Here is a 22,894-nt window from a genome sequence, read left to right on the forward strand (position 1 = left end):
GAGAGGCGTGCTGACGACCAGCAAGACCGAATCAACCGCCAGCGAGTCTGGCGGTTTTTTTTTGCCCCGGTCTCGCCAGCGGTCACCCGAAGCGACCCGATAAGCATCAATGAGCGTCCCGACAGGCGCCCCGACAAGCAAGGAACACGACATGCCCCCGCACAACACCGACGACGTCCGTATCCACGAATTGAAAGAACTGATTCCGCCTGCGCACCTGATCCGCGAGTTTCCTTGCGACGAAGCGTCGTCGGACCTGATCTACCACTCGCGCGGCGCGATGCACCGGATCCTGCACGGCATGGAAGACCGTCTGATCGTCATCATCGGACCCTGCTCGATCCATGACCCGAAGGCGGCGCTCGACTATGCCGCCCGCCTGGCCGAGCAGCGCCAGCGTTTCGCCGGCGAGCTCGAGGTGGTGATGCGCGTCTACTTCGAGAAGCCGCGCACGACGGTGGGCTGGAAGGGGTTGATCAACGACCCGCACATGGACAACAGCTTCAAGATCAACGACGGCCTGCGCATGGCGCGCGACCTGCTGTTCCAGATCAACCGGCTTGGCGTGCCGGCCGGCACCGAATACCTCGACATGATCAGCCCGCAGTACATCGCCGATCTGGTCTCGTGGGGCGCGATCGGCGCGCGCACGACCGAATCGCAGGTGCATCGCGAACTCGCGTCGGGGCTGTCCTGCCCGGTCGGTTTCAAGAACGGCACCGACGGCAACGTCAAGATCGCGGTGGATGCGATGAAGGCCGCGTCGCAGCCGCACCATTTCCTGTCGGTCACCAAGGGCGGCCATTCGGCCATCGTCTCGACGACCGGCAACGAGGACTGCCACATCATCCTGCGCGGCGGCAAGGCGCCGAACTACGATGCGGCGAGCGTCGACGCGGCCTGCAACGAGATCGGTCGCGCCGGCCTGGCCGCGCGTCTGATGATCGACGCGAGCCATGCGAACAGCGAGAAGAAGCACGACAACCAGATCCCCGTCTGCGCGAACGTCGCCGCGCAGATCGCGGGCGGCGAGCAACGCATCGTCGGCGTGATGGTCGAGTCGAACCTGGCGGCCGGGCGGCAGGATCACATCCCGGGCACCCCGCTCGAATACGGCAAGAGCATCACCGACGCCTGCATCGGCTGGGACGAGAGTCTTGGCGTGCTGGAGACGCTCGCGGCGGCGGTACGGCAGCGCCGGCTGCTGCGTGGGCGCGGCAACTGAGCGGCCATACTTCGCGATTGCGTCCAACGGTTCGTTTGGCGAGAGCAAACATTTGACGGGAATGTATTTCATAGCTGTTTCGTGACGACACGGAGCAGCCATGGACACAATTCGCTCAGCCCCCCCTTCCGGTCCCGTAGTGACTTCCGAGCAGACGGGGCCGTCCCATCCCGCCCAGCCTCCGGAGCGTCAAGGATCCTCGAAGGGATTTCAACGCGCCGGCGTTCTGGCGGGTTTGCCCGATATGCCGACGGAGATCGTCCGAAACATCGCCGGGCATGCGGATCGTCGCAGCCTTATCGCCCTATCGGGAATCAACCGCCAAGTGCGCGGCCAACTTCAGCATGAGCGGAAGAGTGCCGTGATCGTCGAGCGAGATGCGCCAGGCGTAACGACAGGCGAGGCTTTCGGTGACGTGCAGAAACGCATTGGAAAACTTCCGACGCACATGCGAGACGAGCCTCTGGCGTCACTCGCCGATCGAATCTCTGCCCTGCCAAAGCCTGAAAGGCGGGGGAAGTTCGACGTCACCTTCGGGGTCACGGGCCGACTGCCCGCCATGCACCGCAGCGCGCCGCTTGCGGCAATGGCCGCCAAACTGCCGGACCTGGAGGGTAGCGACCAGCCGGTGCGGCTCGAAAAAATCTTTCTCGCCATCAGTCAACTGCCCGTCGCGCAACGGGGCGCGCCGCTCGCGGCAGTCGCCACGCGCATGGGGGCGCTGCACGTGTCGGAAACAGACCGGCTGGAGCGATTCGACAAGATTTTCCACGCCATCGGCGAACTGCCCATCGCGCAACGAAGCGCGCCGCTCGCGGCAATCGCCACCCAGGTGGAAGCCCTGCCGGAAACAGACCGGCTCGACCGGCTCGACAGGGTCTTCCAAGCCGGCGGCGAACTGTCCGTCGAACAACTCGATGTACTTGCCCACGTGGTGGCGAGCCTGCCGGAAGCGGGTCGGCTGGAGCGGTTCGACAATCTCCTACGCGCCACAGGCGGACTGCCCGCCGAACAACGCGGCGAGGTGCTCGAAACACTCACCGGTAGCATAAGTGACCTGCCGGAAGCGGGTCGGCCGGAGCGGTTCGACACTGTCCTGCGAGCCACAGGCGGACTGCCCGACGCGCAACGCGGCGAGGTGCTCGAAACGCTCACTCATAGGATAAGTGACCTGCCGGAAGCAAGTCGGCTGGCGCGGTTCGACACTATCCTGCGAGCCACCGACGGACTGCCCGCCGAGGAACTCGGCGAAGCGCTCGGTACACTCGCCTACGGAATAACTAATTTGCCGGAAGACCATCGGCTGGAACGACTTGGCAACGTCCTCCAAGCTAGCCGCGCACTACCCGCCGAGGACCGTTTCGAGCCGCACAGACAGATAGCCACGCAATTGAGAAACCTGCCGGAAGCCGACCGGCCAAAGATGTTCGACCGTCTCGCTCGGGCCATTCACGAATTGCCCATCGAGAACCGCACCTTGACGTTCCCCCTCCTTGTGCCCGCGGTCGTTACCCTGCGGCCGGGAGCCGATCGGCTGGCGGGACTCTATAGATTCCGTGGGATGTTGTACGGGCGGCCTATCAAGGTCATTGCCGCGTCGCTAAAGTTGGTGAATTACGTAATTTCTCGTGCGGGGGGAAGTGATAGCTCAGCGATACAGGAAGAGATCAACGCATTCGTGCAGGAAGAGTTATGGAGGAATCCGGAGGAAAAATCCTCATTGGAGAGTTTAATGAATGTTTCGGAGATGGACCTCGTGTTGGCGCATGGCCTGCGTCGTGTTTGATGGCGAACGCGCAGGAAGAAACAGTCGATCGGTCAGAGTGCGCGCTGACGACACCCGGTAGCCCGGCGCCAACCCGTCTTTCAATCGGGCGCACCGGCCGCCGCCCGCACACGCGGCGATTGCCAGCACACGTCCTCGACGCCGGCCTGCCGGTTGATCTCGCGCGACAGCACGAAGAGCAGATCCGAAAGCCGGTTCAGATACAGCCGCGCATCCTTTCCCACCGCCTCCTCCCCCGCCAGCGTGATCACCGTGCGCTCGGCGCGCCGGCACACGGTGCGCGCCACGTGCGCGAGCGCGGCGGCGCGGCTGCCGCCGGGCAGGATGAATTCGACCAAGGGCGGCAGGTGCGCGTTGTACGCGGCGATCTCGCCATCGAGCCGTGCGACCTGCGTCTCGCCGATCGCGACCCGGCCCGGAATCGCCAGCTCGCCACCGAGATCGAACAGATCGTGCTGGATCTTCCCCAGCGTGATGCGCAATGCGTCCGGCAGCGCTTCGGCGAGCAGCACGCCGAGCTGCGAATTCAACTCGTCGACGTCGCCCAGCGCGACGACGCGCGCGGCGTCCTTCGGCACGCGCCGGCCGTCGCCCAACCCCGTCGTGCCGTCGTCGCCCGTGCGGGTCGTGATCCTGCTCAATCGATTGCCCATGGCATCGCTCCCTGATCGCTGACGCGTCACCATAGCACGGCGCCCCGGATCGCGGAAACGCAGTAAACTCTTGGCATTCCGCTCGACGCCAGGCTCACCGTCATGACTTCTTCCCTGCATACCGGCAGCGTACTGCGCCGTCCCTTTCTCGATGCCCTGCTCGCGGCGCTGACGCAGCGCCTGGGCACCCGCGTCACCACCGCCCAGGCGGTACGCGACCACCACGGCCGCGACGAATCCTCGTACGACCCGCAGGCGCCCGACGCGGTCGTCTTCGCCCGCAGCACCGAGGAGGTCGCGTTCATCGCCGCGCTGTGCGCGCAGCATGGCGTGCCGCTCATCCCCTACGGCAGCGGCTCCTCGCTCGAAGGCCATCTGCTGGCCGTGCACGGCGGCCTGTGCGTCGACCTCTCGGAGATGAACCAGATCGTCGCGATTCATCCCGAGGACCTGACCGCGACCGTGCAGGCCGGCGTCACCCGCAAGGCGCTCAACGAACACCTGCGCGACACCGGCCTGTTCTTTCCGATCGACCCGGGCGCGGACGCGAGCCTCGGCGGCATGGCCGCGACGCGCGCCTCGGGAACCAATGCGGTGCGTTACGGCGCGATGCGCGAGAACGTCCTGGCGCTGACCGTCGTGCTGGCCGACGGCCGCACCATCAAGACCGGCACGCGGGCGCGCAAATCGTCCGCCGGCTACGATCTGACGCGCCTGTTCGTCGGCTCCGAAGGCACGCTCGGCCTGATCACCGAAGTGACCGTGCGCCTCTATCCGCAGCCGGAAAACCTGTCGGTGGCCACCTGCACCTTCCCGACGATGACCGCCGCGGTACAGACGGTGATCGAGACCATCCAGATGGGCGTGCCGCTGTCGCGCATCGAATTCGTCGACGCGCTGGCGATCCGCGGCCTGAACGCGCACGCGAAGCTGTCGATGGCCGAAGCGCCGACGCTGTTCTTCGAATTCCAGGGCTCGCCCAGCGCCATCGAGGAGCAGATCGCGGTGGTCCGGGAACTCGCCGACGGTCACGGCGCGTCGGGCTTCGAATGGGCCAACCGGCCCGAGGACCGCAACCGGCTGTGGGCGGCGCGGCACGACGCGCTGTACGCGCTGCTGCAGTTGCGCCCGGGCGCGAAGGCGATCACGACCGACGTCTGCGTGCCGATCTCGCAACTGGCCGCCTGCGTCACCGAGACCGGCGCCGACATCGCGGCATCGGGCCTGATGTGTCCGATCGTCGGCCACGTGGGCGACGGCAACTTCCACGTGCTGATGCTGATCGACCCCGACAGCGAAGAAGAACGCGAACGCGCCGAGGCGCTCAATCACCGCATCGTGCGACGGGCGCTGGCGATGGACGGCACCTGCACCGGCGAGCACGGCATCGGCCTGCACAAGATGGGCTTTTTGATCGAGGAGCACGGCGACGCAGCCATCGACGTGATGCGTTCGATCAAGCATGCGCTCGACCCGGGCAATCTGATGAACCCCGGCAAGATCTTTTCGTTCACCGCCTGAGCGCGCACCACGACCGCCGGGAGACCGCCATGTCCGCCATTGCCCAGCAACTCGACGCCGTGCGCGGGCGCATCGCCGCCGCCGCGCGCCAGGCCGGCCGCGCCGAAACCGACGTGCGCCTGCTGGCGGTGTCGAAAACCTTTCCCGCCGAGGACGTGCGCATCGCCCACGCCGCCGGCCAGCGCGCGTTCGGCGAAAACTACGTGCAGGAAGGCGTCGACAAGATCGCCGCGCTCGACGATCTGCGCGCCGCGATCGAATGGCACTTCATCGGCCCGCTGCAAAGCAACAAGACGCGCCCGGTCGCCGCGGCCTTCGACTGGGTGCATTCGATCGACCGGCTGCGTATCGCCAGCCGGCTCGCCGAGCAGCGCCCCGACCATTTGCCGCCATTAAACGTGTGCGTGCAGGTCAACGTCAGCGGCGAAGCCAGCAAGAGCGGCGTCGCGCCCGCGGAAACGCTGGAACTGTTGCGCGCGGTCGACGCGCTGCCGCGCCTGAAACTGCGCGGACTGATGGCGATTCCGGCGAGCGCCGACGGCGTCGCCGCGCAGCGCGTGCCGCACCGGGTCCTGCATGCACTGTTCACCGCCGCTCGCGCCGCGGGGCTCACGCTCGACACGCTGTCCGCCGGCATGTCCGGCGACCTCGAAGCGGCCGTCGCCGAGGGCGCGACGCTGGTGCGCATCGGCACCGCGATCTTCGGCCACCGCGACTATTCTTCCCCTTCCCTGGAACGCACATGAAAATCGGTTTCATCGGCGGCGGCAATATGGCGACCGCCCTGATCGGCGGCCTGCTGAAAAGCGGCACCGCACCCGCGGACATCCATGTCGTCGACCGCGCCGACGCGACGCTCGCGCAGCACGCGGCGGCGGGCCTCGCCACGTGTGCGCGCATCGACGCGGCGCTGGCCGGCTGCGACGTGGTGGTGTTCGCCATCAAGCCGCAGCATTTCCGGGAGGCGGCGGCCGACGCCGCGCCGCACGTCGGCCAGGCGCTGGTGGTGAGCATCGCCGCCGGCATCCGGATGGTCGACGTCGCGCGCTGGCTCGGCGGGCACGCGCGCGTGGTGCGCACGATGCCGAACACGCCGGCGCTGATCGGCGAGGGCATCACGGGTGTGGTGGCATCGCCGGACGTCGGCGCCGAGGACCGCGCGCGGGTCGACCGGATCCTGCGGGCGGCGGGCAAGGTCGTCTGGCTCGCGCCGCAGGGCGGGCTGAGCGCGGACGACCGCATCGACGCGGTCACCGGCATCTCGGGCAGCGGTCCGGCCTATGTGTTCGCCTTCATCGAGGCGCTCGAGGACGCCGCGCGACAGATGGGATTCGACGCGGCGGATGCGCACGCCCTCGTCATGCAGACCGTACGGGGCGCGGCGGAACTCGCGGCGCGCTCGCCGGAGACGCCCGGCGTGCTGCGCGAGCGGGTGACCTCGCCGGGCGGCACGACCGCCGCGGCGCTCGCGTCGTTTCGCGACGACGACCTGCACGGCGCGATCGTGCGCGGCGCGCTGGCCGCCGCGGCCCGGGCCAAGGCGCTGGCCGACGAACTGGGCGGTGCCTGACGCGGTATCCGTCGCGGCGTCCATCCGTCGCGGCGCCTGACGGCGCATCCAGCGCGCCGTCGACGCGCATCCGAACGCAGCGACCGATGCAGCGCCCGATGCAGCACCGGACATCGCCCGGCATCGCCCGCTAGACGACCATCGCCAGGCCCGCCGTCAGCAACAGGGCCACGACGGAAATGATCGTTTCGCAGACGGTCCAGGTCTTGAATGTCTGCGGCACCGTCATGTTGAAGTACTCCTTGATCAGCCAGAATCCCCCGTCGTTCACGTGCGACAGGATCACCGACCCCGCGCCGGTGGCCAGCACCAGCAATTCCGGGCGCGTGCCGGTCGCCGCCGCGGCGATCGGCGCGATGATGCCGGCGGCGGTGGTCATGGCGACGGTCGCCGAACCGGTCGCGACGCGAATCAGCGCGGCGACCAGCCAGGCAAGCAGCAGCAACGGCACGTGCGCGCCGGTCGCCACGTCGACGATGGCCTTCGACACGCCGCTGTCGATCAGGATGCGGCCGAAACCGGCGCCGGCCCCCACCACCAGCGTGATGTTCGCGGTGGGCGCGAGGCATTCGTTGGTGAATTTCAGGATCGACTCCCGATTGAAGCCGCGCGCCGCGCCGAACGTGTAGAAGCTCAACAGCACGGCGAGCAGCAACGCCATGTCCGGATGGCCGATCAGGCGCAGCAGATTGTTCAGCGTCGATTTCGCGGGCGTGATCACATCGGCCCAGCTGCCGACGAGCATCAGCAGCACCGGCAGCAGCACCGTCGCCAGCGTGATGCCGAAACCCGGCAGCACCCGGTCCGCGGTCCGCGCCTCGTCCTCGACGAACTGTTCGGCGATCGGATTGTGCTGCGGCAGCACCACGTGGCGCGCGATCAGTTTCGCGAACAGGGGACCCGCGACGATCGCCGTCGGAATGCCGACGATCAGCGCGTACACGATGGTCCGGCCGATGTCGGCGTTGTAGGCCGTCACCGCCAGCAAGGCGGCCGGATGCGGCGGGATCAAGCCGTGCACCACCGACAGACCCGCCGCCATCGGAATACCGACGCGGACCATCGACGTGCCGGTGCGTTTCGCCACGTTGAACGCGATGGGCACCAGCAGCACGAAGCCCACCTCGAAGAACACCGGCAGACCCACCAGGAAGGCGATGCACATCATCGCCCAGTCGACGCGCTTCGGGCCGAAGACGCCGATCAACGTACGGGCGATGCGCTCGGCGCCCCCGGATTCGGCCATCATCTTGCCCAGCATCGTTCCCAGTCCGATGACGATCGCGATATGGCCCAGCGTCCCTCCCACCCCCGTCTCGAACGACTTGACGATGGTCGGCATCGGCATGCCCACCGCCAGCGCCAGCGCCACCGACACGATCATCAGGGTGATGAACGGGTTCAGCTTGAACCGGGCGATCAGTACGATCAGCGCGGCCACGGCGACCAGCGCGTAAACCAGCAATACTCCACCATGAACCGGCGTCATACACTCTCCTCGACGATGTGCCGCGTATTGTAGTGATCCTGCGTCGCGTGCAGCGTACTACACCGCGCGAACCGTCATTTTTATTTCGCTGCGGGCGGCGCCTCGGGATCCCGCGCGGATGCCGTCGCCGGTGCCTTGTAAGCGACGCAGTCGACTTCGACCTTGCAATCGATCACCATGCTCGACGTCACGCAGGCGCGCGCCGGCGGATGCTCGCCGAAATAGCTCGCGAAGACGCGGTTGAACGACATGAAGTCGCGCGGATCGTCGAGCCAGACGCCGCAGCGTACGACATGCTCGGGCCCATAGCCGGCCTCCGCGAGGATCGCGAACAGATTGCGGATCGTCTGATGCGATTGGGTGACGATGCCCCCTTCCACCACCTCGCCGTCGACCATCGGCGTCTGCCCCGATACATACAGCCAGCCATCGGCCTCGACCGCGCGGGAAAACGGCAGGCGCTGGCCGCCCGTGCCGGTGCCGCCTTCGGCGCCATAGCGTTTGATGCTCATCGGTGTTGCTCCTTTTTGCATGAAAAAAATTCAGGCCGGTGCGCCGAATTCCGCGCGCAGGTCGCCGTCGCGCGCGAGGAAACGGCCGGCGCGCACCGGCATCGCCGCGCCGTCGCGGTATGCCAGCGTGCCGTTGACCCAGACCGAGACGATGCCGGCCGCCGCCTGGCGCGGCGCCTCGAACGTCGCGGTGTCGCGCACGGTCGCGGGGTCGAACAGCGTCAGGTCGGCCCAGTAGCCCGAACGGATCGCGCCGCGTTCGCGCAGACCGAAACGCGCGGCGCTCAGTCCGGTCATCTTGTGAATCGCGACGCCCAGCGGAAACAGACCCAGGTCCCGGCTGTAATGCCCGAGCACGCGCGGGAACGCGCCCCACAGGCGCGGGTGCGGCAGGGGGTCGTCCGGCAGGCCGTCGGAACCGATCATCGTCAGCGGATGCGCGAGGATGCGCCGCACGTCCTGTTCGTCCATCCCGTAATAGACCGCGCCGGCCGGCTGCAGGCGGCGTGCCGCGTCGAGCAGCGGCAGACCCCAGTCCGCCGCGATGGCGGCCAGCGCGCGCCCGGCCTGTTCCGGATGCGGGGTCGACCAGGTGATCGTGATGCGGAAATCGGCGGTGACCTGCTTGAGGTCGAGCGTCGACGAACTCGCCGAATACGGATAGCAGTCGCAGCCGACCGGCTGATAACGGGCCGCATTCGCCACGGTGCCGAGCACCTCGGCGCTGCGCCCCCAGTTGCCGGCGCCCGCGCACTTCAGGTGCGAGACGATCACGGGCGCGCGCGCGTGACGGCCGACGTCGAACGCCTCGCCGAGCGCCGCCACGATCGGTTCGAACTCGCTGCGCAGATGCGTGGTGTAAAGCGCGCCGGCCGCGTCGAGCGCTTCCGCCAGGGCTTTCACCTCGTCGGTGGTCGCGGCGAAGGCGCTCGCGTAGGCGAGCCCGGTGCTCAGACCGAGCGCCCCATGGGCGAGACTGTCGGCGAGATCGTCGCGCATGGCGACGATCTCGTCCTCGGTGGCGGGCCGGTCCAGCCGGTCCATCCAGTTGCTGCGCAAGGCGGTGTGCCCCACCAGCGCCGCGACGTTGACCGCGGGTGCGGCGGCATCGACGGCGGCGCGGTAATCGGCGAAACGCGGGTACCGGAAAGCGGCCGCGTCGCCCAGCAGGTTCATCGGGTCGGGCGGCGCGCCGCGCAGGCGCACCGGCGACGCGCTGATGCCGCAGTTGCCGACGATCACGGTCGTGACGCCCTGCGAGATCTTCGGCAGCATGTCGGGCTGGCGCACCACCACGGTATCGTCGTGCGTGTGCGCGTCGATGAAGCCGGGCGCCAGCACCAGGCCCCGGCCGTCGACCTCGTCCGCGGCGCGCGCGGTGGCCAGCGCGCCCGGCTCGGCGATATCGGCGATGCGGCCTTCCCGCAGCGCCACGTCGGCGAAATAGCCCGGCGCGCCGCTGCCGTCCTCCACTCGCACGCGGCGGATCACGGTGTCGTACGGCATCGTGCGGCCTTCGTCGCCGGAACGGTGCGGGGTCGGCGGGAAAACCTGTCCCGAGGGGGCGTCGGGGAACGGTGTTCGGTCGCGCATGGTCTCGTCTCCTTCCAATCGATGCGGGTCGGCGAATCAATCGCCCAGCGGCAGCCGCGCGCCGCCGTGCCGGTAGTCGTCGAGCGCGAGCTTGACGCGGCGCAGGCGTTCCCGGCTGTCCTCGGCCGCCTGCAGCGCGAGTTCCGTGACGAGCAGATCGATCGTCAACAGGATGCCGTAACGCGCCGCGGTGGGTTTGTAGATGAAATCCGTTTCGTCGACGAGGATCGGCAGCGTGACGTCCGCGAGCGCCGCGAGCGGCGAGGCGGCCGGCGCGAAGGCGAGCACGCGCGCGCCGTAGCGTTTCGCGACACGTACCGCATCGAGCAATTCCGGCGTGATGCCGCTCAGTGACAGGGCGACGATCACCTGCCCGGCGTTCAGCGCCGCGCTCGCGACGCGCATCAACACCGGGTCGTGATACGCCGCCACCGGCCTTCCGAGCCGCACCAGCCGGTACTGCAGTTCCAGCGACGCGATCGTCGACGCGCCCCCCATCCCGTACGCATAGATCATCGGCGCGGCGGCGAGCAACGCGACCGCGGCCTGCAGGGCCTGCGCGTCGAACGCATGCAGGTGCCGGCGCAGCGTGCGGTCGATATCGCGCAGGATGCCGCCCAGCAGCGCGGGCGGGGCACCGGCGGGGCGCGCGTCGTCCGCGCCGCCGTCGTGAGCGTCGATGCTGTCGGTGGCGTCGGCACCATCCAGGTCCTGGAAGAAACGGATGCCGGTCGCGCCGGCCTGCGCGAGCTGCGCGCGCAACGCGCGAATGTCGCCGCACCCCATCGCTTTCGCGAAGCGCGACAACGCCGAGCGGCTCACGCCCGCGCGTGCGGCAAGCTGGTCGATCGTCGCCGACGCGGCGAAGGCGATATCGCTCAGACAGGCGTCGGCGATGCGCTTTTCGGTGGGGCTGAACCGATCCGCGCGCGAACGCAGCTGGTGGACGATGTCCATCAGAAAAAGGTCGCCACCGCGCCCGTCACCCGGTACGCATCATCCACCAGCAGCAGATTCCGCCATTTGTCGAAGGTCAGGCAGGGATGGGAGATGTCGAAACCGATCATGTCGCCGACCCGCAGATCCGCGTCGGCCGGCATCGACAGGAAAGCATGCTGGTCGAGCATCGCGGTGATCTCCCAGTCCGATGGCGCGGGGGCGGGCGACACGGTATCCGGCCGCGCTCCCCCAACCGCCCCATCCGTCGTGTCCGGCCGACGGCCGGCCTGCGGACGATAGTGAAGCGACGCGGTCGGAAAGCCCGCGTCGAAGGCGGCATCGCGCTTGCCCAGCGCGATGATCGCCCGCCCCGGTTCGGGCACCGACTGCACATAGGCCCAGACCTGCAGCGCGGGCAGCAGACTGCGCCGCATCTCGCGCGCCACGGGGTTGTCGGCCTGGATGCGGTCGTTGGCCTGGCGGTAGATGCCGACATCGTGCGTCAGATAGCAGCCGGGCCGCAGGATCACGTCGAATTGCCGGGCCGCGTCATCGGCCGTGAACTCTTCGGCGACCACGTCGTACCAGGCGGACCCCGCGCCCGAGAGGATCGGCCGGGGCACCGCGAAGCCGTGCGCGTCGGCGATGCGCCGCGCACGGCCGCGCACGCGCGTCAGAAAGGCGCGGATGTCCGCTTCCTCGCGCAACACGCCTTCGTATATTTCTACGCCCACCAGCGCCAGCGCATCGGGCCAGCGCCGGATGGCCTCCAGCACGCCCGTCTCCTGCGCGTCGTCGCGCACGCCGGTACGGCCGCCCATGACACCGTACTCGATCAGGATCCTGAGCCGCTGGCCCCTGTCCTGGAAATAGGCGCCGAGCGCATCGACATTCGCGGCGGAGTCGACGATGCAGCAGAAGTCGAAGGCCGGGCGCGGGTCGGCATTCGCGTTCGCGTCGGACTCCTGGCGCGACGCGTCGTCGCGCGCCTGGAGATCCGCGATGATCGCCATATTGGCGCGCCCCACCAGCTGGTTCGCCATCAGCACCCGGCGGATACCGTGGGCGAAGGCCGCGGCCACCTGCGGCGCAGTCGCCAGCGTGATGCCCCAGGCGCCATGATCGAGTTGCCGCTGGAACAGCGCCGGACTCATCGTCGTCTTGCCATGCGGGGCGAGCTTGACGCCGTAGCGGTCGATGAAGGACTGCATCCAGCGCAGGTTGTGCTCGATGCGCGACTCCCGCAGCACCGCCACCGGCAGGCTGACGTCCTCGCGCAGCAGCGCCCAGCCCCGGGCCGCGACGTCGCTGGCCCGCACGTCGACTACGCGCACGTCGCCTACGCGCATGTCGCCTACGCGCATGTCGCCTACGCGCATGTCGCCTACGCGCACGTCGCCTACGCGCATGTCGCCTACGCGCATGTCGCCCGTTTCATCCCCTGATTTCCCGGACGCGCCCGCCGTCGCGCGACCAAGCCCTTTCGTAAAACCGTTCAGCGCATCTAGATGAAAATTATTTTCACTCATGCCGTTGCACTCCTTCTATCCTTGCTGCCTGTTTCAGGCATTCTTCAATGCTAGCTCGGACAGGAAGGGTCGGCAATAGGTGAAAATAATTTTTGAACGCGGCAATCAGCGATTGATCCAGAGATAGTGCGCCGCGATACCAGCGAACAGCAGGCCCCCGAGCCAGTTGTTGTGCTTGAACGCGACGAAGCACCCTGCCCGATCACGCCGGCAAATCAGCGTGTAGTGATAGACGGCGCACGCGGCGGCACCCAGCCAGCCCAGCCAATACCCCCACGAATACGCGAGCGCCGCGCCCATCCCCGCCATCATCGCGAGAAAGATCACATAACACGCCATCACCGCGGCCACGTCATAGCGCCCGAAGGTGATCGCCGAGGTGCGGATGCCGATTTTCAGGTCGTCCTCGCGATCCACCATCGCATACTCGGTGTCGTAGGCGACGGCCCAGAAGACGTTCGCCACCAGCATCAGCCAGGCGAGCGCCGGCACCCGGTCCTGGATCGCGGCGAAGGCCATCGGGATGCCGAAACCGAAGGCGATGCCCAGATAGGCCTGCGGAATCGCGAAGAACCGCTTCATGAAGGGATAGCTGCCGGCAACGAACACGGCCACCAGCGACAGCCACTTCGTCAGCGCATTGAGCGGCAGGATGAGCACGAAAGCCAGCAGCGCCAGTACGCCCGCCAGCGTCAGCGCTTCCCAGGCGCGGATGCGTCCCGAGGTCAGCGGCCGGTCCTGCGTGCGCGCAACGTGACGGTCGAAATCCCGGTCCGCGTAGTCGTTGATCGCGCAGCCGGCCGAGCGCATCAGCACCGTGCCCACCGTGAAGATCACGAACAGGCCCCAGCCCGGATGGCCGCCCGAGGCGATCCATAGCGCGTTGAGCGTCGGCCACAGCAACAGCAGGCTGCCGATCGGCTTGTCCATGCGGATCAGCCGCAGATAGAGCGGCAGGCGCTCACGCAGCCGGTCGGCAAGCGAGACCCGGGCACGGGGGGAGGAGGAATCCAGCATCGACAATCTCCAGGCAGGGGACGAAGCGCGGGAGGCGTCGTCGAACGGTGGCAAACACGGTCCGACACGGTAACAGAGGAGACCGGTCGAGAGCCAGCGCCGGGCCCGCCCGCTCACGGACGCAAAAAAGCCGCCCGGAGGCGGCCCATGGGATCCCTGGCGCGCAGGGGCGAGCGCGGATGCGGCCCCGGCGTCATGCGGGAACGCCGTCTCCCATCAGCCCAGCGTCGCGCGCAGCATCCACGCGGTCTTCTCATGCACCTGCATGCGCTGCGTCAGCAGGTCGGCGGTCGGCTCGTCGCGCGCGGCTTCCGTGACCGGAAAGAACTCGCGCGCGGTGCGCACCACGGCTTCCTGACCCTCGACGAGCTGCTGCACCATCGACAGCGCGTCGGGCACGCCTTCCGTTTCCGGCACCGTCGTCAGGCGGGCGAATTCCGAGTAGCTGCCCGGCGCGACGAAACCCAGCGCGCGGATGCGCTCGGCGATGTCGTCGACGGCGATCGCGAGTTCGGTGTACTGCGTCTCGAACATCGTGTGCAGCGAACTGAAATGCGGACCCGTCACGTTCCAGTGGAAGTAATGCGTCTTCAGATACAGCGAGTACGTGTCGGCCAGCAGCCGGCTCAGGCCGTCGGCCAGTTGCTTGCGGTCGTCGTCGTTGATGCCGATGTTGACGGTCGAGCGCGTCTTGTCTTTTTTGCCCATCAGGAAGCTCCTTGAAAAGGGGGATTAGAGGGTATTGAGCGAGAACGACAGAAACATTCCCCGCACCCCGCCCCACGCGACACCAGTTTAGCGCAATGTGCCGCCATTCCCTCCAGCTTTGTTCCGGGACGTCCGGATACCCTCGTCAGGCGGATCGGACGCGGTCATGTGACCGCGTCGCATGACGCCGGGCCCGCCCCGCCCCTGCCCCAAGGCCGTCCCCTCAGTCCACGACCACCGGCAGATCCAGCATCTCGACGCCCGGCAGCCTGCAACGGCCCACGGCGGTCACCACCGCCTCGATCGCTTCGCTGCGCGTGAAGCTCTTGCGCCATGCGAGCACCACGCGCCGATCCGGCACCGGTTTCGAGAAAGGCACATAGGACAGCATGTTGCTGTCGGTATTGCGCTCCATCTCCGAGTGCTGCGGGATCGACGTGCGCGGCAGCACCGTGATGCCCACGCCGCTCGCGACCATATGCCGGATGGTTTCCAGCGACGATCCCTCGAACGTTTTCTGGATGCCATCGGCATTCTGCGAGAAACGCATCAGTTCCGGACACACGCCCAGCACCTGATCCCGGAAACAGTGGCCGTTGCCCAGCAACAGCATCGTCTCCTTCTTCAGGTCGTCGGCGACGATCGACTGCCGCTGCTCCCATGCATGCCCCCGCGGCACCGCCACCACGAAGGGCTCGTCGTACAACGGCCGCACCGCCAGCCCGGTCTCCGCGAACGGCAGCGCCATGATGGCAACGTCGAGTTCACCCTGCTTGAGCAGTTCGAGCAGCTTGAGCGTGTAGTTCTCCTGCAGCATCAGCGGCATCTGCGGCACCAGCTCGATCATGTTCTTTACGAGCGACGGCAGCAGATAGGGACCGATCGTATAAATCACGCCCAGGCGCAACGGCCCCAGCAGGGGATCCTTGCCCTGCTTCGCGATTTCCTTGATCGCCAGCGTCTGCTCCAGCACCCGCTGCGCCTGTGCGACGATCTGGCCGCCCACGGGCGTGACGCTGACCTCGCTCGTGCCGCGCTCGAAGATCTGCACGGTCAGTTCGTCTTCCAGTTTCTTGATGGCGACCGAGAGCGTCGGCTGGCTGACGAAACAGGCCTCGGCGGCCCGGCCGAAATGCCGCTCCCGCGCCACCGCGACGATGTACTTCAGTTCCGTAAGGGTCATGGCAATCGAAAAAATGAAACCGATAGGTATTTTCTTTATACCCTTTATACACGGATTACTTTGATTCGCCAACCATGCCGGCCCCTCTCAGGGTTTCCCGTCAGGCGTACTGCATGGGGTCATGCGGCGGCACGTCCATCACGTCGGGTTCCGGCCAGTCGAACAGGGCCCTGAAGGTCGTGTTGCCGATGGACTGCCTGCCGAGGTCATCTTTCAGCCTGATCAGACCGCCATACCCGATCGCGTCGGCCAACCGGGACACCTCTTTGCGCACGGGTTCCATGACGGCGCGAAAGCTGGCATCGTGCTCCGTCATATGGCGCTGCTCCGCCAGTTCGCGCAGGCTGCCGTAGGGTTGCCCGGCGAGCGCCGCCTTCAAGGCCGCGCCCGACAGGCGGCCATCCCTCCCGGCCGGTAAGTCCGAAAGCTTCAACGGTGGAAGCAGGCGACCCTGTCCCTCGTCCACCTGGACCCCGTCCGGCGCCTGGAAATGCACCAGAAACGCCGGTTCGCCCTCCACTTCTTCGATGTGATGGAAATTGTCGCTGTTGTAGTCCGGATTGCCGAAGAACTTCCGCACGTGCGGGTCCGACGACATCTGTCTGGCGGTGTCCGAGCCGAACATCTCGCGGCGACCCGCCATCCGGTCTTCGGTCGGCATGCGCTGCATCGCCATGATCGCCACGGCAGCGGTCGCCATGCCGAAGAACTGGTCGTGCTGCGTATGCGCCAGCGTGCCGGTGAACAGCGTCACGCTTTCCCCCGGCTCGCCGTCGACATCGAGCCGCATGGTGTAATCGCGGGCGTTGTTGGCGACCGCCACATTGAAGCGAAATGGCGCGCCGTGACTCGACCGCGAGAGCTGCTGCATTTTCAGCGCTTCAGCGACATGCGCGTTATCCCGTTTCGCGTCGGGGTTGTTCAGCGCCTTCAGCGCATCCTTTTGCGCCAGCACCCGTTCCGCCCCTTCTTCCATGCCGTGGCTGCGCAACGTCGCGGCGACGCTGCGCAACATCACGCTGTCCTGAAAATCACCGAACGCCGCGTCGCCGTCGACGGCGATGCCCGTGTTTTCGACCAGCGCGCGCATATCGGCGCACTGTTGCAGGTCGCCGTCCGCCAGATGACTGGACAGGAGCGTCTGGCCGTCCACCTTCAACCGATACGACAGCGTCGGCGACGCAAGGCCGCCCGGCACCTCGGCGGGCATGATTTCGCTCAGTTCGATGCGGAACCGGTCCTGCCTGTCGTGCGGCACCAGATCGCGCAAGGTGGTAAAGGCGTCACAGCGCATCGCGTGCGCGTTGGGCCCCAGTTCGATATCGCTTCTGTTCAGGAAAGCGACGTGTCTCTCGATCGCGTCGTGTTGTTTGCCGCCATCCTGAAACCATCCCTTGACACGCGCCCAGAGCGACATCTGCATGTCCTTGGGCAGGATGAAGGTCGCCGACGTGGACACGGCCTTCGACGCGCCGACGAACGACGGCTGCGCACCGCCGGGGATCGTGGGCAGGCTGGCGGCATCCGGGTTGGAACCCAACGAACGAATCTGCAAGGACATGGCGTTTTCCGAGGAAATGGCGCACCGTCAGTAACGCCAGGCGCGCAACGGGTTCCTCGCAGTCCGTCCTTTCGCGTGCAGGCTTGCCGCCGTCACGCCTTCAGATAGTGCGCGCGCGACGCCAGCCAGCGGTCCAGGTGCGCGTCGGCGAGCGCCGGATGGTCGGTCAACAGACGCTGCGCCAGCGCGTGCGCAGGCTCGACCAGCCAGCGGTCCACCTCCAGGTCCGCGAAACGCAGCATCGCCGCGCCCGACTGCCGCGCGCCCAGCAACTCGCCCGGCCCGCGGATCTCCAGGTCGCGCCGCGCGATCTCGAAACCGTCGCCGGTCTCGCGCATCGTCTTGAGCCGCTCGCGCGCGATCAGGGACAACGGCTGGGAGAACAGCAGCACGCAGGCCGACGCCTCGCTGCCGCGTCCCACGCGTCCGCGCAACTGGTGCAGTTGCGCGAGGCCGAAACGCTCCGCGTGCTCGATGACCATCAGCGACGCGTTCGGCACGTCGACGCCGACCTCGATCACCGTGGTGGCCACCAGCACCTGCGTCATCCCGGACGCGAACGCTTCCATCACCGTCTGCTTTTCCGCCGCGGGCAGCCGGCCGTGGATCAGGCCGACCTGCAGTTCGGGCAGCGCCTCGGCCAGTTGCATATGCGTGTCGACGGCGGTCTGCAACTGCAGCGCCTCGCTCTCCTCGATCAGCGGGCAGACCCAGTAGATCTGCTGCCCGCGCAGCGCCGCCTGCCGCACCCGGTCGATCACCTCGTCGCGCCGGCCGTCGGAGACGATCTTGGTCAGGATCGGCGTGCGCCCGGGCGGCAATTCATCGATCGTCGACACGTCCAGATCGGCGTAATAGGTCATCGCCAGCGTGCGCGGGATCGGCGTCGCGCTCATCATCAACTGGTGCGGCTGCAACAGGCCGCGGCCGTCGGCGCCCTGCGCCTTCTGCCGCAACGCGAGGCGCTGACCGACGCCGAAACGGTGCTGCTCGTCGACGATCGTCAGGCCCAGGCGCGCGAAGTCGACCGTGTCCTGGATGATCGCGTGCGTGCCGATGGTCAGGTGCGCAGCGCCCGACGCCGCCGCCTCGACCGCCGCGCGCTTGGCCTTCGCGCCGAGGCTGCCGGCCAGCCAGCCGACGGTCACGCCCAGCGGTTCGAGCCAGCCGCGCAGTTTGCGCGCGTGCTGTTCGGCAAGGATCTCGGTGGGCGCCATCAGCGCGACCTGAAAACCGGCATCGATCGCCTGGGTGGCGGCCAGCGCCGCGACGACCGTCTTGCCACTGCCGACGTCGCCCTGCAGCAGCCGCTGCATCGGAAAGCGCACCGCCAGATCGGCCGAGATCTCGCCGCAGACCCGCCGCTGCGCGGCCGTCAGCGTGAACGGCAGGGCCTGCAGCAGCCTTTCAGTCAGCGATGCCGCGGTGGGCACGGCGGCAGGCGTGGCGGTTGCGGGAATGGGCACCGGCATCGCCGGCGCCGCCTGCGCGCGCCGTTCCGCCCGCGCGCGCGCCAGCGACAGCTGCTGCGCCAGCAGCTCGTCGAACTTGATCCGCACCCACGCCGGATGCGTGCGTTCGGTCAGCGCGAATTCGTCCACCGTCGGCGACGGATGATGCAGCGCGCGGACCGCGTCGGCCAGCAGGGGCATGTCGAGCGGCGTGCCGTCCTCCTCGTGCGGCAGCAGCGCGGCCGGGATCAGTTCGGGCAGCGGCGTGCGCGACAGCGCATTGTCGATCGCCTTGCGCAGGTACGCCTGGCTGATGCCCGCGGTCGACGGATACACCGGCGTCAGCGCCGCCGGCAGCGGCGCGCCGGGTTCGACCGCGCGGTACGCCGGGTGCACCATCTCCAGACCCAGAAAGCCGCCGCGCACCTCGCCCCGCACCCGCAGCAGCGCATCCGGCGTGAACTGGCGCAGCTGCGAACCGTAGAAGTTCAGGAAACGCAGCGACAGCGGCTCGCTGTACGCCGCCTCGTCGAGGCTCGCGTCGCGGACCTTGACGACCAGTTGCCGGCGCGGCCGGTACGTGACCTCGGCGTCGATCACCCGTACCTCGATCTGCGCGATCATGCCCGGCATCAACTGCGCGAACGGCGTGATCCGCGTCTCGTCCTCATAGCGCATCGGCAGATGCAGCACGAGATCGATATCGCGCGACAGGCCGAGCTTGCGCAGCTTTTCGGCGGCGTCGCCCGCGCCTTTCACGCCGCCCTTGGCGTTCCCCCCCTTGCCGCTTCCTTTTGCGCCATCCTTCACGGCATCCTTTGCGGCGTCTTTCGCCCCGCCTTGCATGTCGCCCTTGCCACCCCCGTTGATCCGGCCCTTGCGGCTGTTGCCGCCACCGTTCCGCGCGCCGCCCCCCATGCCCATTCCGTCGCTCGCCTGGCTGCCGTTCGCTGCCGCCGACCGCGGCACGGACTGCCCGGCGGCGCGGCCGCCGGCGGGCCGATCGGCCGGATCGGAGTCGGAAAACGGCGGCGTGGTGCGGGACAGGGAGGACATCGGGCTCTTCACAAGTACAATAACGGGATTTACGCCCCTCACCGGCCGGACCGTCGGCGAGGGCGCCCACAGAATGTATACGCTTTCCGACTTCGATTTCAATCTGCCGGCCGATCTGATCGCCCAGCACGCGCTCGCCGAACGCAGCGCCAGCCGTCTGTTGCGCGTGCATCCGGCTCCGACCGGTGACGCCGCCGCCCGCTTCACCGACCACCGCTTCGCCGACCTGCTCGACTTCCTCCGGCCCGGCGACCTGCTCGTCTTCAACGACACGAAGGTACTGAAGGCACGCTTTCACGGCGTCAAGGCGAGCGGCGGCAAGGTCGAGGTGCTGATCGAGCGGCTCACGGGCGACGCCACCGCGATCGCGCAGATCCGCGCGAGCAAGTCGCCGCCGCGCGGCACGTCGATCCGGCTCGCGGACGCGTTCGACGTCGAGGTCGGCGAGCGCGTCGGGCAGTTCTACGAACTGCGCTTTCCCGCGCCCTGCCTCGATCTGATCGAGCGCTACGGCCGTCTGCCGTTGCCGCCGTACATCGAGCATACCCCGGACGCCAGCGACGAGGCGCGTTACCAGACCGTCTACGCCGCGCATCCGGGCGCGGTCGCCGCGCCCACCGCCGGCCTGCATTTCGATCAGGCGCTGCTCGACGCGCTCGACGCCGCGGGCGTGCGGCGCGCGACGCTGACGCTGCATGTCGGCGCCGGCACCTTCCAGCCGGTGCGCACCGAGAATCTCGCCGAGCACACGATGCACAGCGAATCGTACGAGATTCCCGCGTCCCTGGTGGCGGCGGTGGAAGCCACGCGCGCCGCCGGGGGGCGCGTGGTGGCGGTGGGCACGACGTCGATGCGCGCGCTCGAATCGGCCGCGCGCGACGCGGCGGACGCCGGCACGGCCCGTGCCGGGACAGGCCACGTCGCCGGCACGGCGGCGCATGAGAACGCACCGCATGCCGATGCGGCTCCGTCCGGCACCGCTGCGTCCGACGTCGACCTCGCCCCGCTGCTGCGCGCCCAGCATGCCGAGACCGACATCTTCATCACGCCCGGCTACCGCTTTCGCGTGGTGGACTGCCTGGTCACCAATTTCCACCTGCCGAAGTCCACGCTGATCATGCTGGTCTCGGCGTTCGCCGGCGTCGACACGATCCGCGCCGCGTACCGGCACGCGATCGCCGCGCGCTACCGCTTCTTCAGCTACGGCGATGCGATGTTCCTGACGCGCGCCCCATCGCCGGCGCGTTCGCCCACGTCATCGTCCGCCTCCTTGCCGGCCGCCTCATCCACGCGTTCGCCCGAGGCGCCCTCCACGGTGCCGCCCTCTTCCGCCCATCATGCTTAAATTCGACCTCCTCGCCACCGACGGCCATGCGCGCCGCGGCCGGCTGACCCTCAACCACGGCGTGATCGAGACCCCGATCTTCATGCCGGTGGGCACCTACGGCACCGTCAAGGCGATGATGCCGCGCGATCTGCACGAGATCCACGCGCAGATCGTGCTCGGCAACACCTTCCACCTGTGGCTGCGCCCGGGGCTCGACACCATCGCCGCGCACGGCGGCCTGCACGGCTTCATGGGGTGGGACCGGCCGATCCTGACCGATTCCGGCGGCTTCCAGGTGTTCAGCCTGGGCGAGCTGCGCAAGATCAGCGAGGACGGCGTCAGATTCTCCTCGCCGATCAACGGCGACAAGCTGTTCCTCTCGCCCGAGATCTCGATGCAGATCCAGCGCGTGCTCAACTCCGACATCGTCATGCAGTTCGACGAATGCACCGCGTATGAAACCAACGGCGTGCCCACGTCGCACGAACTCGCCGCCGAATCGATGCGCATGTCGGCGCGCTGGGCGCGCCGCTCGCGCGACGAGTTCGACCGGGAGGACAATCCGAACGCGCTGTTCGGCATCGTCCAGGGCGGCATGTTCGAGGACCTGCGCGACGAGTCGCTGGAGCGCCTGGCCGACATCCCGTTCGACGGGCTGGCGGTGGGCGGCCTGTCGGTCGGCGAGCCGAAGGCGGACATGACCCGCGTGCTCGCGCATCTGGGACCGAAGCTGCCGGCCGACAAGCCGCACTACCTGATGGGGGTCGGCACGCCGGAAGACCTGGTGGCCGGCGTGGCGCAGGGCATCGACATGTTCGATTGCGTGATGCCCACGCGCAATGCGCGCAACGGCTGGCTGTTCACCCGGTTCGGCGATCTCAAGATCAAGAACGCGACGTTCAGGAACGATCTGCGCCCGCTCGACGAATCCTGCGGCTGCTACGCGTGCCGCCAGTTTTCCCGCGCCTACCTGCACCACCTGCACCGCAGCGGCGAGATCCTGGGCGCGCAGCTCAACACCGTCCACAACCTGCACTATTACCTGCAACTGATGAGCGAGATCCGCGAGGCCATCGAGCAGCGGCGCTTCGACGCGTTCGTCGCGCGCTTTCGCGAGGAACGGGGCCGCGGCGTGCAGTAAGTCCGATCTGTGGCGCGCCCGCCATGGTCGATCGGCGCGCGCGCGACGGGGCGGGAATGGTTTGGTATTGCCGCCCCGTCACAGTGCTAGAATACGCGGCTATTTTCCCTTACAGACGGCGGAGACGACAACGTGTTCAATTTTGGCTCAGGTGGCGGTACCGAATCGAGTTTGATGAGCTTCGCACCGCTCATCCTGATGTTCGTGGTGCTCTACTTCATCATGATCCGCCCGCAGATGAAGCGCCAGAAGGATCACCGCAACATGCTGGCCGCGGTCGCCAAGGGCGATGAAGTGGTCACCAGCGGCGGCATCGTGGGCAAGGTCGGCAAGGTCGGCGAGGCGTATGTGGGCATCGAAATCGCCGAGGGCGTCGAGATCACCGTGCAGAAGGGCGCGATCACCACCGTCCTGCCGAAGGGCACCGTCAAGGCGCTGTAACGCGACCGACGCGCCCGGCGCCGTGCTTCCCCACCGCACCGGGAGGCGCGCGCTGCCGGGCGGCCCGCCCGTTTTACCGGAGCCGTCCGCTCCACCCGGCGCTTCGCGCGTTCCGCGCCGGGTGTCCGTTTCACCCCGGAACGCCTGCGTAATCCATCGGCCGGATGGATCGCGTGTCCATCTCTTCGTCGG

At 67.8% G+C, this 22,894-nt stretch carries 18 protein-coding genes and 1 pseudogene; 8 read left to right on the forward strand and 11 right to left on the reverse strand.

Annotated features, from left to right (window positions below; all coding sequences use genetic code 11):
* Nucleotides 1-151: 151 nt before the first annotated feature.
* A complete protein-coding gene (gene aroG, locus OVY01_RS16835; protein WP_267848725.1) occupies nucleotides 152-1,225 on the forward strand; it encodes a 3-deoxy-7-phosphoheptulonate synthase AroG in 1,074 nt (357 codons plus the stop codon).
* Nucleotides 1,226-1,364: 139 nt separating this feature from the next.
* A complete protein-coding gene (locus tag OVY01_RS16840; protein ID WP_267848726.1) occupies nucleotides 1,365-3,011 on the forward strand; it encodes a hypothetical protein in 1,647 nt (548 codons plus the stop codon).
* Between the two features lie 80 nt (nucleotides 3,012-3,091).
* Here OVY01_RS16840 and OVY01_RS16845 read toward each other — a convergent pair whose 3' ends face one another.
* Complete coding sequence (locus OVY01_RS16845) at nucleotides 3,092-3,664, reverse strand: cob(I)yrinic acid a,c-diamide adenosyltransferase (protein WP_267848727.1); 573 nt, start codon at nucleotides 3,662-3,664, stop codon at nucleotides 3,092-3,094.
* A gap of 102 nt (nucleotides 3,665-3,766) precedes the next feature.
* Between OVY01_RS16845 and OVY01_RS16850 the strand changes: the two genes are divergently transcribed.
* From OVY01_RS16850 to proC, 3 genes are read left to right on the forward strand one after another with little or no spacing between them, the layout of a single operon-like run.
* The gene (locus OVY01_RS16850; protein ID WP_267848728.1) at nucleotides 3,767-5,185 is read left to right on the forward strand and encodes an FAD-binding oxidoreductase; all 1,419 of its coding nucleotides are present in this window, start codon (nucleotides 3,767-3,769) and stop codon (nucleotides 5,183-5,185) included.
* A 29-nt stretch (nucleotides 5,186-5,214) separates the two neighbouring features.
* On the forward strand, nucleotides 5,215-5,931 hold the full coding sequence (locus tag OVY01_RS16855; RefSeq protein WP_267848729.1) for a YggS family pyridoxal phosphate-dependent enzyme: 717 nt from the start codon (nucleotides 5,215-5,217) through the stop codon (nucleotides 5,929-5,931).
* Entirely contained in the window at nucleotides 5,928-6,755 is an 828-nt protein-coding gene (proC, locus tag OVY01_RS16860; protein ID WP_267848730.1) for a pyrroline-5-carboxylate reductase, read from the forward strand. Before OVY01_RS16855 ends, proC begins: the two co-directional genes overlap by 4 nt.
* A gap of 130 nt (nucleotides 6,756-6,885) precedes the next feature.
* Here proC and OVY01_RS16865 read toward each other — a convergent pair whose 3' ends face one another.
* The 10 genes from OVY01_RS16865 to recG all read right to left on the reverse strand — a co-directional run bounded on the left by OVY01_RS16865 (nucleotide 6,886) and on the right by recG (nucleotide 19,793).
* Nucleotides 6,886-8,244, reverse strand: coding sequence for a GntT/GntP/DsdX family permease (locus tag OVY01_RS16865; protein WP_267848731.1), 1,359 nt, complete (start codon nucleotides 8,242-8,244; stop codon nucleotides 6,886-6,888).
* An 80-nt stretch (nucleotides 8,245-8,324) separates the two neighbouring features.
* Nucleotides 8,325-8,756 carry a RidA family protein gene (locus tag OVY01_RS16870; RefSeq protein WP_267848732.1) on the reverse strand — a complete coding sequence of 144 codons (432 nt, stop codon included), beginning with the start codon at nucleotides 8,754-8,756 and terminating at the stop codon, nucleotides 8,325-8,327.
* Between the two features lie 30 nt (nucleotides 8,757-8,786).
* Nucleotides 8,787-10,262: a D-aminoacylase gene (locus OVY01_RS16875; protein ID WP_267848874.1), complete on the reverse strand. Its 1,476-nt coding sequence runs from the start codon at nucleotides 10,260-10,262 to the stop codon at nucleotides 8,787-8,789.
* 123 nt (nucleotides 10,263-10,385) lie between these two features.
* Nucleotides 10,386-11,306 (reverse strand): MurR/RpiR family transcriptional regulator, encoded by a 921-nt coding sequence (locus tag OVY01_RS16880; protein ID WP_267848733.1) that lies wholly within the window; start codon nucleotides 11,304-11,306, stop codon nucleotides 10,386-10,388.
* Entirely contained in the window at nucleotides 11,306-12,637 is a 1,332-nt protein-coding gene (locus OVY01_RS16885; RefSeq protein ID WP_267848875.1) for an amino acid deaminase, read from the reverse strand. Before OVY01_RS16885 ends, OVY01_RS16880 begins: the two co-directional genes overlap by 1 nt.
* A gap of 285 nt (nucleotides 12,638-12,922) precedes the next feature.
* A complete protein-coding gene (gene ubiA / locus OVY01_RS16890) occupies nucleotides 12,923-13,834 on the reverse strand; it encodes a 4-hydroxybenzoate octaprenyltransferase (protein ID WP_432422269.1) in 912 nt (303 codons plus the stop codon).
* 216 nt (nucleotides 13,835-14,050) lie between these two features.
* Nucleotides 14,051-14,542 carry a Dps family protein gene (locus OVY01_RS16895; RefSeq protein WP_267848734.1) on the reverse strand — a complete coding sequence of 164 codons (492 nt, stop codon included), beginning with the start codon at nucleotides 14,540-14,542 and terminating at the stop codon, nucleotides 14,051-14,053.
* A gap of 223 nt (nucleotides 14,543-14,765) precedes the next feature.
* Nucleotides 14,766-15,725 (reverse strand): LysR substrate-binding domain-containing protein, encoded by a 960-nt coding sequence (locus tag OVY01_RS16900; protein WP_267848735.1) that lies wholly within the window; start codon nucleotides 15,723-15,725, stop codon nucleotides 14,766-14,768.
* Nucleotides 15,726-15,825: 100 nt separating this feature from the next.
* The gene (locus OVY01_RS16905) at nucleotides 15,826-17,286 is read right to left on the reverse strand and encodes a hypothetical protein (RefSeq protein WP_267848736.1); all 1,461 of its coding nucleotides are present in this window, start codon (nucleotides 17,284-17,286) and stop codon (nucleotides 15,826-15,828) included.
* A gap of 92 nt (nucleotides 17,287-17,378) precedes the next feature.
* Entirely contained in the window at nucleotides 17,379-19,793 is a 2,415-nt protein-coding gene (recG, locus tag OVY01_RS16910) for an ATP-dependent DNA helicase RecG (RefSeq protein ID WP_267848737.1), read from the reverse strand.
* A 73-nt stretch (nucleotides 19,794-19,866) separates the two neighbouring features.
* Here recG and queA point away from each other — a divergent pair.
* The 3 genes and pseudogenes from queA to yajC all read left to right on the forward strand — a co-directional run.
* A pseudogene (gene queA, locus OVY01_RS16915) lies at nucleotides 19,867-21,033 on the forward strand (tRNA preQ1(34) S-adenosylmethionine ribosyltransferase-isomerase QueA); the annotation flags it as partial.
* Between the two features lie 97 nt (nucleotides 21,034-21,130).
* Complete coding sequence (gene tgt, locus OVY01_RS16920) at nucleotides 21,131-22,261, forward strand: tRNA guanosine(34) transglycosylase Tgt (RefSeq protein WP_267848738.1); 1,131 nt, start codon at nucleotides 21,131-21,133, stop codon at nucleotides 22,259-22,261.
* 174 nt (nucleotides 22,262-22,435) lie between these two features.
* On the forward strand, nucleotides 22,436-22,702 hold the full coding sequence (gene yajC, locus OVY01_RS16925) for a preprotein translocase subunit YajC (RefSeq protein WP_267848739.1): 267 nt from the start codon (nucleotides 22,436-22,438) through the stop codon (nucleotides 22,700-22,702).
* Nucleotides 22,703-22,894 lie beyond the last annotated feature (192 nt).

Source organism: Robbsia betulipollinis (assembly GCF_026624755.1).
GTDB classification, from domain to species: Bacteria; Pseudomonadota; Gammaproteobacteria; order Burkholderiales; family Burkholderiaceae; genus Robbsia; species Robbsia betulipollinis.